This window comes from Pseudomonas kielensis (assembly GCF_014236655.1).
Taxonomy (GTDB): Bacteria; Pseudomonadota; Gammaproteobacteria; order Pseudomonadales; family Pseudomonadaceae; genus Aquipseudomonas; species Aquipseudomonas kielensis.
In genome coordinates this window covers 100,800-116,866 of record NZ_JACMYG010000010.1, presented here as the reverse complement: position 1 = coordinate 116,866, position 16,067 = coordinate 100,800, and the positions used below count along the sequence as shown (strand labels likewise).

The window sequence follows — 16,067 nt, the reverse complement described above, 5'->3', positions numbered from 1 at the left end:
TTGCATTAGAGAACGGGTCGGGTTGCTCCCAACGCCGTTAGCAAGGCCGTGGCACTGGCACCACGACAATCCACAACTGTTCGGGCGCCCGCTGCCCGTGCCATTTCGGCGACACGCGGGCTCGGCACAAACAAGGGCAACTGCGCCAACGCCGGCCAGGCATCACCGGCCATTTGGTGCAGGTGCGCAAAACCCTGTCCACTGCTGACCACCAGGCCGTTCAAGCGTTCCGCTCGAATCAGTTCCGGCAAGGTCGCCTCGGCGTACTGCGGCAAGTCGCGACGGTACACCTCCAAGTAATCGACACTAGCACCTTGCTCGCGCAAACGCTCAGCCAGCAGCTCACGCCCACCCTCACCGCGCAGGATCAACACGCGCCCTGCGGGCCGCGCGATCGCCTCACGCAACTGCCTGACCTGCAGCAACGCTTCGCTGTCATCGCCTTCCAGCGGAAAGCTGACGTCCAGGCCGTGTGCCTGCAGAACCTGCGCCGTCGCCGCGCCGACGCTGAACCACGACACGCGTGGTAACGGCGACCAGCGTTGCTCGAGCAGGGCCAGGCCCATTCTGGCTGCCGGCTTGCTGACCACTATGACCGCGCAGTAACGGTCGAAACCGTCGATCACCGCACGCATTGTGTCAGTCAATGCCAGGGGAGCCATTTCCAAAAGCGGCAAGCTGCTGCTGAAAATCCCCTGTTCGGCCAGCAAGCTCGCCAGTGCCGCCGAATCCTCAGCCGGACGCGTCAGCAGCAGGCGCCAGCCAGTCACTCGTGACCTGCCTCACCGTAGACCGCCTTCAGAATGTCATCGGCACCCTGGCGCAGAAGGTCTTCGGCTACTTGCACACCCAAGGCCTGGGCAGCGGCGCGTGGCGCACGGGCCTCAGCGCTGAGCAACAAGCCACCGTTCGGATCGCCGACCAGGCCACGCAACCAGAGCTGCTCGCCTTCAAGCACGGCGTAACAGGCGATCGGCACCTGGCAACCACCATTGAGGTGCTTGTTCAGAGCGCGCTCGGCAGTGACCCGGGTGGCGGTGTCTTGGTGATGCAGAGGCGCCAGCAGCGCGTGGATTTCGCTGTCGGCGCTGCGGCATTCAATGCCCACGGCGCCCTGGCCACCGGCCGGCAGGCTGTCGTCGACGCTGATCGAGTCGCTGATGCGGTGTTCGAAGCCTAGGCGAATCAGGCCAGCTGCGGCGAGGATGATCGCGTCGTACTCGCCGGCATCGAGCTTGGCCAGGCGAGTGTTGACGTTGCCACGCAGGAAGCGGATCTGCAGGTCAGGGCGACGGGTCAGCAGTTGAGCCTGGCGACGCAGGCTCGAAGTGCCGACCACACTGCCCGGGGGCAATGCGTCGAGGCTGGCGTAGGTGTTGGAGACAAAGGCATCGCGCGGGTCTTCGCGCTCACAGATGCAGTACAGGCCCAGGCCTTCGGGGAAGTCCATGGGCACGTCTTTCATCGAGTGCACGGCAATATCGGCTTCGTTTTCGAGCAGCGCGGTTTCCAGCTCCTTGACGAACAGGCCCTTGCCTCCGATCTTCGACAGGGGCGAATCAAGCAGCTTGTCGCCGCGACTGACCATGGGCACCAGCGTCACGACCAGGCCGGGATGAGCCTGCTCCAGACGAGCTTTGACGTATTCGGCCTGCCACAAGGCCAGGGCACTTTTGCGGGTAGCGATGCGGATTTCGCGAGGGGACATGGATCAATCCGTACTGAATAGATACGGCGGATAATAACAGCTCAGCCAAATTCGCTTTGACTTGTATCAGAAACAGCGCGGCCTCCCTGGCCTCGCTTGCCCGCGAAAGGGCCGCGCAATCGTTGCACCGCAGCCTTCTACAGCTGTTGCATCATCTTGCGTACACCGGCGACATGGCGCCGGCTGACAATCAGCGCATCGCCGTTGAGACCTTTGAGAAACAGCTGGAAATGTCCCAGTGGCGTGCGTTGCAGGCGCTCGATCCGCTCGCGGGCCACCAGCGCATTGCGGTGGATACGAACAAAACGGTCGCCAAATTCGTCTTCGAGGGCCTTGAGCGGCTCATCCAGCAGCACTTCGCCGCCCTCGTGACGCAAGGTCACGTATTTGTGGTCGGCGATGAAATAGACCACTTGCCCCAGCGGGATCAGTTCGATGCCTTTGCGGGTGCGGGCGCTGATATGGCTGCGTGGCCCGCTGCCGCTTTCGGCCGCAGGACGGGTCAGGGCCGCGAGCTGTACCCGGTTGGGTCGCTCGGCCTTTTTCAGGGCGTCGAGCAGTTGCTCCGAACGCACCGGCTTGAGCAGGTAACCCACGGCGCTGGCTTGCAGGGCTTCAGTGGCAAATTCATCCTGGGCTGCGCAGAACACCACCGCGGGTGGGGTTTCACGCTCGCACAAGCGGGCTGCGACTTGCAGCCCATCAAGGCCGGGCATGCGGATATCGAGCAGCACGATGTCGGGTTTCAGGCTGTCGATCAGGGTCAACGCCTCATCGCCATTGGTGGCGCTGGGCTCCAGGACACTGTATCCCTCGAGTTCGCCGACCATACGGCTCAGGCGCTCGCGGGCTAGGGGTTCGTCATCAACGATCAGGACATTCATATTGCGCTGGATTCCTGCGTGAGTCTCGCACAAGGATAGCGTAGACAGGTGAAGTGACATCCGTCACCGCGATCCACGCTAAGACTAGCGCGAGCGCCAAAAAGTGCCGCACGTCGGACAGCAATATTTATCGGTGCCGGTGCAGCCGCGTTCAAAATCAGTCCTGGCCAGGCATCACCGCGGGGAATGTTGGTAGCCAATATGAACACCCCGCTCGTTGGTTTTCGGCCTGGCGTCTGAGCGCTGCGCGCATCGTTCGCGCGGCTCCTAACGTGCAACTGTAGACGCTCGCCGTGCCAAAAGTGGGCAATTGACAAATATCGTTGCGCATTCGTGGCGGCGACCTCTTGAGTATGGCCCCCCATCAGGAAAAAACGTATCGACCAGCGTCACCGACACGATTGGCAACCCTGTTATTATCCGCCGCAGGTTTTTACGCCATCTTCCTTCAGCCGATCACGAGCGAATTCATGAGCACTGACAAGACCAATCAGTCCTGGGGCGGCCGCTTCAGTGAACCCGTCGACGCCTTCGTCGCCCGCTTCACCGCCTCCGTCACTTTCGACCAGCGCCTGTATCGCCACGACATCATGGGCTCCGTCGCCCACGCCACCATGCTGGCCAAGGTGGGCGTGCTGACCGACGCCGAACGCGACAGCATCATCGACGGCCTGCGCACCATCCAGGGTGAAATCGAGGCCGGCACCTTCGACTGGCGCATCGACCTCGAAGACGTGCACATGAACATCGAGGCGCGTCTGACCGACCGCATCGGCGTCACCGGCAAAAAGCTGCACACCGGGCGCAGCCGTAACGACCAGGTGGCGACCGATATTCGCCTGTGGCTACGGGACGAGATCGACCTGATCCTGGCTGAAATCACCCGCCTGCAAAAAGGCCTGCTGGAGCAGGCCGAGCGCGAAGCCGAGACCATCATGCCGGGCTTCACGCACCTGCAGACCGCCCAGCCAGTGACCTTCGGGCATCACTTGCTGGCCTGGTTCGAAATGCTCAGCCGTGACTACGAGCGCCTGGTCGACTGCCGCAAGCGCACCAACCGCATGCCCCTGGGCAGCGCCGCGCTGGCGGGCACCACCTACCCGATCGACCGTGAACTGACCGCACAGTTGCTGGGCTTCGACGCCGTAGGCGGCAACTCGCTGGACAACGTGTCGGATCGCGACTTCGCCATCGAATTCTGCGCCGCCGCAAGCATCGCCATGATGCACTTGTCGCGCTTCTCCGAAGAGCTGGTGCTGTGGACCAGTGCACAATTCCAGTTCATCGATCTGCCGGACCGCTTCTGCACCGGCAGCTCGATCATGCCGCAAAAGAAAAACCCCGACGTTCCGGAACTGGTGCGCGGCAAGAGCGGCCGGGTGTTCGGCGCGCTGATGGGCCTGTTGACCCTGATGAAAGGCCAGCCCCTGGCCTACAACAAGGACAACCAGGAAGACAAGGAACCGCTGTTCGACGCTGCCGACACCCTGCGCGACTCGCTGCGGGCCTTTGCCGACATGATCCCGGCGATCAAGCCAAAACACGCCATCATGCGTGAAGCGGCCCTGCGTGGCTTCTCCACCGCGACAGACCTCGCCGACTACCTGGTCCGCCGCGGCCTGCCGTTCCGTGACTGCCACGAAATCGTCGGCCACGCCGTGAAGTACGGCGTGGAAAGTGGCAAGGACCTGGCGGAAATGAGCCTGGAAGAACTGCGCAAGTTCAGCGACCAGATCGAGCAGGACGTGTTTGCCGTGCTGACCCTGGAAGGTTCGGTCAATGCCCGTAACCACATTGGCGGCACTGCACCGGCTCAGGTGAAGGCGGCGGTGGTTCGCGGCCAGGCGCTGCTGGCCAGCCGTTAAACGCTGAAAGCTTCGCTGGCGGCCGCTTGCGGCTCGCCAGCGAAAGCTCTACTTCCTTGAGGCGATCATCGCCAAAAATGCAGGCATCCCTGCCTCTTTGTCGGCATTGATGCGCTGCGCAATCGGCGTTTCCTGCAAGCGCTCCAGCAATGCCCTGGCCGCCGGCAGCTCTGCCAACAGGTCCAGCTCGAACAGTTTTTTACCCACCGCACAGGCCAGGCTGACGCTGTACAGGAAGTACAGATCGGCGATGCTCAGGCTGTCCCCCGCCACGTAGGGGGCAAACTTGCCATGCCGCCCCAGGGACGCAATACCCAGCAGCAACTCGCCCTTGGCTTTTTCCTTGATCGCGTCGGGTACCGACATGCCAAAAAACGCCTCGGCGAAACACGCGCGGGCGGGCAGTTCGATGTACAGCTCGATTTCCTTGGCCAGTGCCAGCACCTGAGCCCGCTCGAACGGTGCCTTGGGCAGCAGCGCAGGGCCAGCCTGGGTGTCTTCAAGGTACTGCAGGATCACACTCGTCTCATTGACAAACCCCTGCTCGACCTCCAACACCGGGACTTTGCCGCGCGGGCTGATCGCCAACGCCTCCGGGCTTTGGCCGGCATAAAAGGCGACCTCCTCGAACGCCAGGCCCTTCTCCAGCAAGGCGTGCTTGACCATGTTGTAGTAATTACTGACGGAAAAACCATAAAGCTTGAGCATCACAAAGCCTCCAGGCCGTGCAGGGGGTTGGCAGCGACTGTTATAGATCCTCGGGCGCACTCTCGCCAGCAGCATCACGGCGCTGAATGCAGGTAAACTGCAGGCCTTACCTTGAGGAGCCTGCCATGAGCGAGCTGACCCCCGGCACCAATGCGAACGACGACATCGACGACGAAACGTTCGCCGAGAACACCCTGATCGAAGCCATCGAAAACCAGATCGAAAGCGATAACCCGCCTGCGGCCAAAGCCACCTTCAACAAACTGACCCTGGTGGGTTACGAGCGCGAGGAAATCCTCAACCTGATGGCCCACGTGCTGGCGGTGGAAATCGACGCGATCCTCGAAGAAGACCGCGCGTTCGACACCCAGTGGTACGAAGCCGCCCTGCGCGCCCTGCCCGAGCTGCCACCGGAAAAGAAATAAGAATCACCCCAGCGGGCGAAAAGCCCGCAGCCAACACTGGACAGCTCGCCCGAGTGCGTTCACCTTAGGGGCGCTACAGTCATATTCCTAGAAAGTCTGGAGTCCTTATGTCGCTTACCCCTGAGCTGGTTGCCGAACTGGAAATCCTTGCACTCTTCAACCTGGACAGTTCCCAGGAAGGTTTGAAAATTCATCAGACCGCTGCCCCGAAAGCTATTGCTGCCGCACAACGCCTGTTCGAAAAAGAATTGATCGATCAACCCGACGGCGGTTATCTGACCAGCCTGGGGCGTGACGCCGCGCAGAATGTGCAGACTCTACTGACCATCCTGTCCGTCGAAGAAACCGCATAACGACACCGGTATCGCCCACGGGAACCCCTGTATCGGGATTTCCGCGGGCAGACTGTCGCCAAGCGATAGAAATTTGGCGCCAGAAATCACTAATCAGCTTAAAAGTCCTGCGCGCGAGGCTGTAGACTGACTCCCGCCCTGAGACTTTCCCACGTTCGTTGACTGCGAGCCGGTTTGAGCTGACATGACCCGCACCCATGAAATCCGCCCCGACCTGGACGAGGGAATCGATCGCAAGGTTCTCAGTCAGTTGCGCGCACGCTTCCTCACGCTCAATGAAGGCCGCATGGCCCGGGCCATGGAAGGGTTATCGCCGCGCCAGCAAATGGTCCTCAAGCTGCTGCCGCTGTTTTTCCATGTCAATCATCCCCTGTTGCCGGGCTACGTCTCGGGCAGCACCCCTGCCGGAGTGGCGAACTTCGAACCTGACGCCGCCACCCTCGCGGAAGCGCAGCGCCTGACCCGATCCTTTTCCTACAAGGCCCGTCGCGGCAACTCACCACAGCCGATTCACGGCCTGTTCCTGATGGGCAGCCTCGGCACCCTGGCCCAGGCCGATCAGAGCGACATGGACCTGTGGATCTGCCACGCCCCGGACCTCAGTGCGGACGAGCTCGCCGAACTGGGCAAAAAATCTCAGTTGCTCGAAGCCTGGGCCGCCAGCCAGGGCGCCGAGGCCCATTGCTTTCTGATCGAGCCGCAGCGGTTTGTCCGCGGCGAGCGTGATAGCCAGCTCAGCTCCGAAGACTGCGGCACCACCCAGCACTACCTGCTGCTGGACGAGTTCTATCGCACCGCAATCTGGCTCGCCGGGCGCACGCCGATCTGGTGGCTGGTGCCGGTGTATGAAGAAGCCGGCTACGAGCTGTACACCCATACCCTGCTGTCCAAACGCTTTATTCGCGCCGACGAGACCCTTGATCTCGGTCACCTGACCCACATTCCGCCCGGCGAGTTCATCGGTGCCGGGCTCTGGCAATTGTTCAAAGGCATTGAGTCGCCCTACAAGTCGGTGCTCAAGCTGCTGCTGATCGAGGTCTACGCCAGCGAGCATCCGCAGGTCGAATGCCTGAGCCTGCGCTTCAAGCAGGCCGTGTTTGCCAACCGCCTGGAGCTGGACGAGCTCGACCCCTACATCATGGTGTACCGGCGCATCGAGCACTACCTGAGCGCCCGGGGCGAGACGGAGCGCCTGGAGCTGGTGCGTCGCGCCTTGTACCTCAAGGTCAACCGCAAACTCACCGGGGCCAACGCTCAACGCAACAGCCGCTGGCAGAATCAGCTCCTGCAGCGACTGGCCGAAGAGTGGCGCTGGGACCATCGACAGCTGGCACTGCTCGACAGCCGCAGCCAGTGGAAGGTCCGTCAGGTCAGCGCGGAGCGCCGGGCCCTGGTCAACGAGCTCAACTTCAGCTATCGCTTCCTCAGCCAGTTTGCCCGCACGGAACGCAGCGTCAGCCTGATCAACAAACGCGACCTCAATGTACTCGGCCGTCGGCTCTATGCGGCCTTCGAACGCAAGGCCGACAAGGTCGAGTTCATCAACCCGGGCATTGCCCCGGACCTGGCCGAAGACACCCTGACACTGGTGCACTCCACCAACAAAAAAGCCCCCGGGCAAACCCAATGGGGCCTGTACAACGGCAGCCTGGGCAACCTGGAGTGGGAGCACTTCGCGCCGCTCAAGCGCAGCAGCCAACTCTTGGAGTTGCTGACCTGGTGCCACCGTAACGGCGTGATCGACAGCAGCACGCGCCTGGCACTGCACCCGGGCAGCAGCGACCTGAGTGAGTTCGAGCTGTTCAACCTGCTGGGCAGCCTGCAACAGACCATCGCCCTGCCCCTGGCCAGCGTCGACGAGGAGCCACTGCTGCGTGCCAGCGAGCCGGTCGAAGTGCTGATCCTGGTGAACGTGGGCATCGACCCGCTCAAGCATCACCGCGACCTGAATATCCTGATGACCACCGAGCGCACCGACTCGCTGAGTTATGCCGGGGTCCGCGAAAACCTGGTACTGACCCTCGACCAGGTCACGCTCAACAGCTGGAATGAAGTGCTGGTCAATCGTCATGAGGGGCCCCATGCCCTGCTCGACTGCCTGCGCGACTACCTCAACCACCTGCCCCAAGGCCCCCGGCAACCGCACCTGCGGGTCCAGTGTTTCTGCCACAACCGCGCGCCGTTCATTGCCCGGCGCGTCGAAGAAATCTTCGACACCGCACAGCACCTGCTGCTGAGCGACCTCAACCAGCGCTACCTGATTCAGGTCCAGCAGCACTACCACGTGCTGGAGTTGGTGCCCGGACAGGTCCGGCATGTGGCCCTGGGCACCCTGCCCGCACTGCTCGACTACCTGGGCCAGGAGCAGAGCGCCTACAGCCCGCTGCACCTGGACCCGATGGCCCTGGAAGAACTCGACCTGGCGCTGATCCTGCCGATGGGCCAGCCCGGCTGTATTCAAGTGTTCTACCGCGTCGGCGACAGCGGGGCCGAGCTGTACGTGCTGGATGAGTTCAACGCCCTGTGGCACCAGCGCCAGCCCTATCACGATGACAGCAGCCTGCTGGTGCCCCTGCAGCGATTCGTGCAGTCGATCCTGTTCCGCCGCGATGCCATGCTGCCCATGGACGCCACGCAGCCGCTGCCGCAACTGGACATCCACTACTACCAGTTGCTGCCTGCGGGCACTGGGCGTGCGCGCCGGGTCGAGCCGCAGCCAGCACCGCAGATACCCGCCGACAGGCCGCGCTATGACGTGCAGGCGATTGTCGGCAAAGCTGCGCCGGGGAAGGTGCAGGTCACCCTGTATTGCAATCAACGGGAGTACAGCGAACTGGAGTACGGCGATCAGCTGTTTGCCGTGGTGGCGCGGGAGATCGTCGGGCAACGCCGGGAGTTGCAGCCCTATCGCTGCTACATCACCGACCTGGATCTGTCAGGGCTGCTGGGTGACAGCCCGGGCTCGAGCAATCTGTACCTGCGCTACAAGGCAGACCTGGAGCGCGCTTTGAACAAGGCGCTCGAACAGGTTTGAAGCCTTCTCAGAGGGAGAAATCGCCGCCATTGGCCGGCTGGTTTTCGACTTCGAGCAGGGTCAGCTTCAGGGTCTTGCCACTCGGCGCCGGCCAGTCGATGTGCTGGCCAACCTTCAGGCCCAGCAAGGCGCTGCCGACCGGTGCAAGAATGGAAATCTTGCCTTCGTCGGCATTCGCGTCCTTGGGATAGACCAGGGTCAGGTGATAGTCCTTGCCGCTGCTTTCTTCACGGCAATGAACACGCGAGTTCATGGTTACGACATCGGCAGGCACCTCATCGTGACCGACCAGAGTATCGGCGCGATCCAGTTCGGTTTGCAGCGCGATCACGCCCGGCAGCGTGTCATCCAGGCTGTCGATCAGGCGCTCCAGACGTTGTACGTCCAGACGGGTAAGAGTGATGGAAGGTACGGTCATGATTCAGGCAGACTCCTTTCTTCTGCACGAAAAAAGCAAAACCCCGCCATAAACAGGCGGGGTTTTCACGCGCCTCGATGGGTTGAGGCGTAACCGGACACTATCACAGCTCAAAAAATATACAAGCCGGTCGCGGCAGGTGTCGCCTACGGAGCGATGCGGGCACGGCGATTGTGCGCCTGGGCGCAAATCACCCGGCGTCGTTCATCGTCCGCCGAACGCCATTCACGAATGTCCTCGACATGGCGAAAACAGCCCTTGCAGACTTTCTCCTCGTCCAGCCGGCAGACATTGGTGCAGGGCGACGGCACGGCCGGGCTGACATTGCTGTACAGCGGCTTGGGCGCACGAACGGGGGCAGGTTCAGTCACGCTGTCAGAGACCTTCGAAGTCGAGCTCGGCGTCGGCTTGCTGCTTGACGATGCGCTCAAGCATTTCGCCCAGTTGCTCTTCGCTCTTGTCACACATCCAGCGCTCGCTTTCTTCGTCGTAGTCGAAGTGGAAACCGCCGGACACCGCTGCCAGCCACAACTGACGCAGTGGCTCCTGGCGGCTGAAGATCAACTGGCTGCCGCCTTCGAACTTGACGGTCAGGACCCCGGCCGAACTTTCCAGATCCACATCCAGGCCGCTGTCGTCGAAAATATCTTCCAGTGTCTGCTGGGTGGCATCGACCAGGTCGTGGAAACGGGCTTCAGTCAAACTCATTGCGGCAACCTCAAAAAGTGTCTACTTACGCTCAAGCGCCGCAAGATACGGACGCGCCCCGGCGATTGCAAAGGATACCGACCAAGCACCGGACAAGGTGGACCCATAAACGCCCACCACTGACTGCCCGATCGCAGGCGGCGGGCAAAGGCCCGCCGGACGGGTGGCCCGTCGCATAGGCAAGCTGCCGGGTGGCCGGTATACTCCGGCGCAATTAACGCATTCTCAAGGATTTCGCCATGAAGCGCCTGATCTCTTCCCTTGCTGCGCTCGCTTCGCTCGTCGCTTTTACCTGCCTGTTATCAGCCTGCGGTCAAAAAGGCCCGCTGTACCTGCCCGATGACAGCAAGCCTGCTGATGAACAGGCGAAATCGTCGCAGTCCAAAGCGCACGAACACAGCAACAGCAACAGCACCTACTAAGGGAACATCATGGACGCTTTTAACTACCGTGACGGTGAGCTGTTCGCGGAAGGTGTTGCCTTGTCCGCCATCGCCGAGCGCTTTGGCACCCCCACCTATGTCTACTCCCGTGCGCACATCGAAGCCCAGTACCTGGCGTATGCCGATGCCCTGGCAGGCACCCCGCACCTGGTCTGCTTCGCGGTCAAGGCCAACTCCAACCTGGGTGTACTGAATGTCCTGGCGCGCCTGGGCGCCGGTTTTGACATCGTCTCCCGTGGCGAGCTGGAACGGGTTCTGGCTGCAGGCGGCGCGGCCGACAAGATCGTGTTCTCCGGTGTTGGCAAGACCCGCGACGACATGCGCCGTGCTCTGGAAGTCGGCGTGCACTGCTTCAACGTCGAGTCCACCGATGAGCTGGAGCGCCTGCAAGTGGTGGCCGCCGAGTTGGGTGTGCGTGCACCGATCTCGCTGCGCGTGAACCCGGACGTCGATGCCGGCACCCACCCGTACATCTCCACCGGCCTCAAAGAAAACAAGTTCGGCATCGCTATCGCCGACGCCGAAGACGTCTATGTGCGCGCCGCCCAACTGCCGAACCTGGAAGTGGTCGGCGTCGATTGCCACATCGGTTCGCAACTGACCACCCTGCCCCCGTTCATTGATGCCCTCGACCGCCTGCTGGCGTTGATCGACCGCCTCAGCGATTGCGGGATCTACCTGCGCCACATCGATTTGGGGGGTGGCCTGGGTGTGCGTTATCGCGATGAAGAGCCACCGCTGGCGGCCGACTACATCAAGGCCGTGCGCGAGCGTATCGACGGTCGCGACCTGGCGCTGGTGTTCGAGCCAGGTCGCTTCATCGTCGCCAACGCCGGCGTGCTGCTGACCCAGGTCGAGTACCTCAAGCACACCGAACACAAGGATTTCGCCATCGTCGACGCGGCGATGAACGACCTGATCCGCCCGGCGCTGTACCAGGCCTGGATGGACGTCACGGCCGTGCGCCCACGCGACAACGCCGCCCGTGCCTACGACATCGTCGGCCCGATCTGCGAAACCGGTGACTTCCTGGCCAAGGATCGTCAACTGGCGCTGGAAGAAGGCGACCTGCTGGCGGTGCATTCGGCCGGTGCCTACGGGTTTGTCATGAGTTCCAACTACAACACCCGCGGCCGTTGCGCCGAAGTGCTGGTGGACGGTGACCAGGCATTTGAAGTGCGTCGCCGCGAGACGGTAGCCGAGTTGTTTGCTGGCGAAAGCCTGCTGCCGGAGTAACCCCATGCTGCTGCGTTTTACCAAGATGCACGGCCTGGGCAACGACTTCATGGTCCTCGACCTGGTCAGCCAGCACGCGCACATTCTGCCCAAGCACGCCAAACAATGGGGTGACCGACACACCGGTGTCGGCTTCGACCAGTTGTTGATCGTCGAAGCACCGAGCAACCCGGAGGTGGATTTCCGTTACCGGATCTTCAACTCCGATGGCTCTGAAGTGGAGCAATGCGGCAATGGCGCGCGTTGCTTCGCCCGTTTTGTGCTGGACAAGCGCCTGACGGCCAAGCGCCAGATCCGCGTCGAGACCAAGAGCGGCATTATCGAACTCGATATCCGCAATGACGGTCAGATCAGCGTCAACATGGGGGCACCGCGCCTGGTACCGGCGGACATCCCGTTCCAGGCCGACGTGCAAGCCAACAGCTACCCGGTCGAGGTCGACGGCCAGACCGTCGAGTTGGCCGCCGTGTCCATGGGCAACCCGCACGCCGTGCTGCGCGTGAACGACATCAACAACGCGCCGGTGCATGCACTGGGGCCGAAGATCGAACATCACCCGCGCTTTCCGGCACGGGTCAACGTCGGTTTCCTTCAGGTCATCGACCGCAATCGTGCGCAGCTGCGCGTCTGGGAACGGGGTGCCGGGGAAACCCAGGCCTGCGGTACCGGTGCCTGCGCCGCTGCAGTGGCCGCGATCAGCCAGGGGTGGATGGATTCGCCGCTATTGATCGACCTGCCCGGCGGGCGCTTGTCCATTGAATGGGCAGGCCCTGGCCAACCGGTGATGATGACCGGTCCGGCAGTGCGCGTATACGAAGGACAAGTGCGTCTTTGAGTGAGCCAAATCCATGACTGATCAGCCCAAGGTTCCAGCCCCGCAGCCCGACGAATGCCCTTCCGAGAGCCTGGAGGCGGCGGCAATTGCCGCGTACCTTGAGGCTCATCCGGATTTCTTCGTCGAACACGAGGACCTGCTCCCGGCCCTGCGCATACCGCACCAGCGTGGCGACACCATCTCGCTGGTCGAGCGGCAGATGAAAATCCTGCGCGAACGCAACATCGAGATGCGCCACCGCCTTTCGCAGTTGATGGATGTCGCCCGCGACAACGATCGGCTGTTCGACAAGACCCGCCGCCTGATCCTCGCCCTGATGGACGCCAACAGCCTGGATGACCTGGTCATCAGTGTCGAAGACAGCCTGCGCCAGGACTTCCAGGTGCCCTTTGTCAGCCTGATCCTGTTCAGCGACGAGCCCTTGCCGGTCGGCCGCTGGGTCAGCGATGCCGAAGCGCACAAGGCCATTGGCGGGCTGCTGTCCGAAGGCAAGAGCGTCAGCGGCACCCTGCGCGAGCATGAACTGGACTTCCTGTTTGGCGAAGAACAACGCCTGCAGATCGGCTCCACGGCCGTGGTCGCCATCAGTCACCAGGGCCTGCACGGTGTGCTGGCCATCGCCAGCCGTGACCCGCAGCACTACAAAAGCTCGGTAGGCACCCTGTTCCTCAGCTACATCGCCGAAGTCATGGGCCGCGTCTTGCCACGGGTCAACACCACCCTGCGCTCGGTACGCTGACCATGGAACGGCAACTGGACGCCTACTGCGAGCACTTGCGCAGTGAGCGTCAGGTGTCGCCACACACGCTTGAAGCCTACCGCCGCGACTTGAACAAGGTCCTGGCACACTGCGAGAAGCTGCACATCGCCAGCTGGAGCGCACTGGACATTCAGCGCCTGCGCGGCCTGGTCGCGCGCCTGCATGCCCAGGGCCAGTCATCGCGCAGCCTGGCGCGCCTGCTGTCGGCCGTGCGCGGGCTCTATCACTACCTGAACCGCGAAGGCCTGTGCGACCACGACCCGGCCAATGGCCTGGCCCCGCCCAAAGGCGAGCGCCGCCTGCCCAAGACCCTCGACACCGACCGCACACTGCAGCTGCTCGAAGGGGCGGTCGAGGACGACTTCCTGGCCCGTCGCGACCAGGCGATTCTCGAGCTGTTCTACTCCAGCGGCCTGCGCCTGTCGGAGCTCACCGGCCTGAACCTCGACCAGCTCGACCTCGCGGACGGCCTGGTGCAAGTGCTCGGTAAGGGCAGCAAGACCCGAGTGCTGCCCATCGGCAGGAAAGCCCGCGAGGCCCTGGAATACTGGCTGCCCTTGCGCGCCCTGGCCAATCCGCCGGACGATGCGCTATTCGTCAGCCAAAAAGGCCGGCGCCTCGGTTCACGCGCCGTGCAACTGCGGGTCAAGGCCGCAGGCGAGCGGGAGTTGGGGCAGAACCTGCACCCGCACATGCTCAGGCACTCCTTCGCCAGCCACGTGCTGGAGTCCTCCCAGGACTTGCGCGCCGTGCAGGAACTGCTTGGACACTCGGACATCAAGACCACCCAGATCTACACCCACCTGGACTTCCAGCACCTGGCCACGGTCTACGACAGCGCCCACCCTCGGGCCAAACGCATCAAGGGCGATGAGCAATGACAATCCAACTGATCACCTTCGACCTCGACGACACCCTGTGGGACACCGCCCCGGTGATCGTCAGCGCGGAAGCCGCACTGCGCCAATGGCTAACCGAGCACACGCCGGTCCTGGGCGCCTTGCCGGTCGAGCATTTGTGGGCCATCCGTGAACGGGTACTCAGCCTCGAACCCCAGCTCAAGCATCGCATCAGCGCCTTGCGTCGCCGGGTGTTGCTGCACGCCCTGGAAGAAGCCGGCTACGCCCACCCACAGGCCAGCGAACTGGCCGAGCAAGCGTTCGAAGTCTTCCTGCACGCACGGCACCAGCTCGAGATTTTCCCCGAGGTGCAACCGACGCTGGAGATCCTGCGCAACCGCTACGCCCTGGGCGTGGTCACCAACGGCAACGCCGATGTGCGCCGCCTGGGGCTGGCTGACTACTTCAAGTTTGCCCTGTGCGCCGAAGACATCGGCATCGCCAAGCCCGACGCCCGCCTGTTCCACGAAGCCCTGCAGCGTGGTGCAACCACGGCCGCCAGCGCGGTGCATGTCGGCGATCATCCCGGTGATGACATTGCCGGGGCCCAGCAAGCGGGATTGCGCGCCATCTGGTTCAACCCGATGGGCAAGGCGTGGGAAGCAGACAAGGCACCGGATGCCGAGATTCGTTGCCTGACAGAACTGCCAGAGTTGCTGGCACGCTGGTCGGAGCTGCGTTAAGCCCGAGCGTGTGGTATTGAACCGGAGGCGATGCCCCTCCATCACCCATGAAAAAGCCCGCAGCGACGGCGGGCTTTTTCAATCAGCACAGTGCAGACCCTTAGATAGGTCGGCTGCCGTACTTGTTATCAGGCTTCTTTGGTGGATCGGCCACCACGTTGGCCTCGACTTCCTGAACCTTGCCGCCTTTGGCCAGGAACTCTTCCATCGCACGTGCCAGAGCATCACGCTCCTTGTTCTTGGCTTCAACGCTCGGCAGTTCGTCTACCGACACCGCAGCCTTGGCCTTGCCTTTGGCGGTCGGGACCGGCGTATCGTCGCCACCGTCGTCGTCAGCAACGTCTTCCGCTGCTGCTTCAAGGCCTTCTTCGGTCTCGTCTTCGTCGCCTACTTCGAGGTCGTCGTTTTCCAGATCATCGTCGCTCATGTTCTACCTCATGACTTGCGAAAAGCAGATTAGTTATAGCCCAGCTTCGTCGTCTGTCGACGACTGCCAGAAAAAATTCAAAATCCACTGGTAACCAGCGGTTTATGCCCCTTCACCGTGTACGGTGGCGAGGACTTTACGAGCACCGCCATGATCACGGTGCTCGCCCAGATAAACACCTTGCCAGCTACCTAACGCCAATCGGCCCGCCGTGATCGGCAAACTCAATTGACAGCCTAGCAAACTGGCCTTGAAGTGCGCCGGGAGGTCGTCCAGGCCTTCGTCGTTATGCTCATAGCCGGCTGCGCCTTGTGGGATCAGCCGGTTGAAAAACCGTTCGAAGTCGCGACGTACCGCCGGATCGGCGTTCTCGTTGATGGTCAACGACGCCGAGGTATGCTGCAGCCATAAGTGCAACAGACCGACCCGACATGCCTTGAGTTCAGGCAAGCCGGCGAGTAACTCGTCCGTCACCAGATGAAAGCCCCGGGGCTTGGCCCGCAGGGTAATCAGAGTCTGTTGCCACATACAGTTCTCCGCACGTTCGGGGCGCATTCTAGCGCGCTCTGGGAAAAAACAAAGACCCTAATATTCGCGCCATGCTGTAAGCCATCGCCCCTGGAAAAACCGCTGCGGCAAACCTCGTCAAAGCTGTCTGAAAAATCCTTTCAGCCTGGGCCT

Annotated in this window: 19 protein-coding genes; 10 read left to right on the top strand and 9 right to left on the bottom strand. The window is 62.3% G+C overall.

What is annotated here, in order from left to right:
• Nucleotides 1-5: 5 nt before the first annotated feature.
• From H7995_RS12555 to H7995_RS12545, 3 genes are all read right to left on the bottom strand, one after another.
• Entirely contained in the window at nt 6-770 is a 765-nt protein-coding gene (locus tag H7995_RS12555) for a uroporphyrinogen-III synthase (RefSeq protein ID WP_166589245.1), read from the bottom strand.
• Complete coding sequence (gene hemC / locus H7995_RS12550; protein ID WP_166589246.1) at nt 767-1,708, bottom strand: hydroxymethylbilane synthase; 942 nt, start codon at nt 1,706-1,708, stop codon at nt 767-769. Before hemC ends, H7995_RS12555 begins: the two co-directional genes overlap by 4 nt.
• Before the next feature lie 137 nt (nt 1,709-1,845).
• A complete protein-coding gene (locus H7995_RS12545; protein ID WP_166589247.1) occupies nt 1,846-2,592 on the bottom strand; it encodes a LytR/AlgR family response regulator transcription factor in 747 nt (248 codons plus the stop codon).
• A gap of 470 nt (nt 2,593-3,062) precedes the next feature.
• Between H7995_RS12545 and argH the strand changes: the two genes are divergently transcribed.
• Entirely contained in the window at nt 3,063-4,457 is a 1,395-nt protein-coding gene (gene argH / locus H7995_RS12535; RefSeq protein WP_166589248.1) for an argininosuccinate lyase, read from the top strand.
• Nucleotides 4,458-4,505: 48 nt separating this feature from the next.
• On the opposite strand, the gene H7995_RS12530 is transcribed toward argH, so the two are convergent.
• Nucleotides 4,506-5,165: a glutathione S-transferase family protein gene (locus H7995_RS12530; RefSeq protein WP_166589249.1), complete on the bottom strand. Its 660-nt coding sequence runs from the start codon at nt 5,163-5,165 to the stop codon at nt 4,506-4,508.
• 125 nt (nt 5,166-5,290) lie between these two features.
• Here H7995_RS12530 and H7995_RS12525 point away from each other — a divergent pair, with 125 nt between their 5' ends.
• The 3 genes from H7995_RS12525 (at nt 5,291) to H7995_RS12515 (ending at nt 8,977) form a co-directional block, all read left to right on the top strand.
• Nucleotides 5,291-5,590 carry a hypothetical protein gene (locus tag H7995_RS12525; RefSeq protein ID WP_166589250.1) on the top strand — a complete coding sequence of 100 codons (300 nt, stop codon included), beginning with the start codon at nt 5,291-5,293 and terminating at the stop codon, nt 5,588-5,590.
• A gap of 107 nt (nt 5,591-5,697) precedes the next feature.
• Entirely contained in the window at nt 5,698-5,943 is a 246-nt protein-coding gene (locus H7995_RS12520) for a TIGR02647 family protein (RefSeq protein WP_007942381.1), read from the top strand.
• A 184-nt stretch (nt 5,944-6,127) separates the two neighbouring features.
• A complete protein-coding gene (locus H7995_RS12515) occupies nt 6,128-8,977 on the top strand; it encodes a class I adenylate cyclase (protein WP_185818438.1) in 2,850 nt (949 codons plus the stop codon).
• 7 nt (nt 8,978-8,984) lie between these two features.
• On the opposite strand, the gene rnk is transcribed toward H7995_RS12515, so the two are convergent.
• From rnk to cyaY, 3 genes are all read right to left on the bottom strand, one after another.
• The gene (gene rnk, locus H7995_RS12510; RefSeq protein WP_185818437.1) at nt 8,985-9,395 is read right to left on the bottom strand and encodes a nucleoside diphosphate kinase regulator; all 411 of its coding nucleotides are present in this window, start codon (nt 9,393-9,395) and stop codon (nt 8,985-8,987) included.
• Between the two features lie 146 nt (nt 9,396-9,541).
• Nucleotides 9,542-9,766, bottom strand: coding sequence for a DUF1289 domain-containing protein (locus H7995_RS12505; RefSeq protein ID WP_166589253.1), 225 nt, complete (start codon nt 9,764-9,766; stop codon nt 9,542-9,544).
• 4 nt (nt 9,767-9,770) lie between these two features.
• Nucleotides 9,771-10,103 carry an iron donor protein CyaY gene (gene cyaY, locus H7995_RS12500; protein ID WP_166589254.1) on the bottom strand — a complete coding sequence of 111 codons (333 nt, stop codon included), beginning with the start codon at nt 10,101-10,103 and terminating at the stop codon, nt 9,771-9,773.
• A 239-nt stretch (nt 10,104-10,342) separates the two neighbouring features.
• Here cyaY and lptM point away from each other — a divergent pair, with 239 nt between their 5' ends.
• Genes lptM through H7995_RS12470 form a run of 6 tightly spaced genes read left to right on the top strand, consistent with a single transcriptional unit; the run spans nt 10,343 to nt 14,959 of the window.
• Nucleotides 10,343-10,525 (top strand): LPS translocon maturation chaperone LptM, encoded by a 183-nt coding sequence (gene lptM, locus H7995_RS12495; RefSeq protein ID WP_095164813.1) that lies wholly within the window; start codon nt 10,343-10,345, stop codon nt 10,523-10,525.
• Between the two features lie 9 nt (nt 10,526-10,534).
• A complete protein-coding gene (lysA, locus tag H7995_RS12490) occupies nt 10,535-11,782 on the top strand; it encodes a diaminopimelate decarboxylase (RefSeq protein ID WP_166589255.1) in 1,248 nt (415 codons plus the stop codon).
• A 4-nt stretch (nt 11,783-11,786) separates the two neighbouring features.
• Nucleotides 11,787-12,617 carry a diaminopimelate epimerase gene (gene dapF / locus H7995_RS12485; RefSeq protein WP_166589256.1) on the top strand — a complete coding sequence of 277 codons (831 nt, stop codon included), beginning with the start codon at nt 11,787-11,789 and terminating at the stop codon, nt 12,615-12,617.
• A gap of 13 nt (nt 12,618-12,630) precedes the next feature.
• The gene (locus tag H7995_RS12480) at nt 12,631-13,356 is read left to right on the top strand and encodes a DUF484 family protein (RefSeq protein WP_166589257.1); all 726 of its coding nucleotides are present in this window, start codon (nt 12,631-12,633) and stop codon (nt 13,354-13,356) included.
• Between the two features lie 2 nt (nt 13,357-13,358).
• The gene (gene xerC, locus H7995_RS12475) at nt 13,359-14,258 is read left to right on the top strand and encodes a tyrosine recombinase XerC (RefSeq protein ID WP_166589258.1); all 900 of its coding nucleotides are present in this window, start codon (nt 13,359-13,361) and stop codon (nt 14,256-14,258) included.
• A complete protein-coding gene (locus H7995_RS12470; protein ID WP_182342835.1) occupies nt 14,255-14,959 on the top strand; it encodes an HAD family hydrolase in 705 nt (234 codons plus the stop codon). The genes xerC and H7995_RS12470 overlap by 4 nt, the downstream gene beginning before the upstream one ends.
• A 100-nt stretch (nt 14,960-15,059) precedes the next feature.
• On the opposite strand, the gene sutA is transcribed toward H7995_RS12470, so the two are convergent.
• Both sutA and H7995_RS12460 read right to left on the bottom strand, forming a co-directional pair.
• Nucleotides 15,060-15,386 carry a transcriptional regulator SutA gene (gene sutA, locus H7995_RS12465; RefSeq protein ID WP_019694242.1) on the bottom strand — a complete coding sequence of 109 codons (327 nt, stop codon included), beginning with the start codon at nt 15,384-15,386 and terminating at the stop codon, nt 15,060-15,062.
• A 102-nt stretch (nt 15,387-15,488) separates the two neighbouring features.
• Nucleotides 15,489-15,914, bottom strand: coding sequence for a secondary thiamine-phosphate synthase enzyme YjbQ (locus H7995_RS12460; protein ID WP_185818436.1), 426 nt, complete (start codon nt 15,912-15,914; stop codon nt 15,489-15,491).
• Nucleotides 15,915-16,067: the final 153 nt, after the last annotated feature.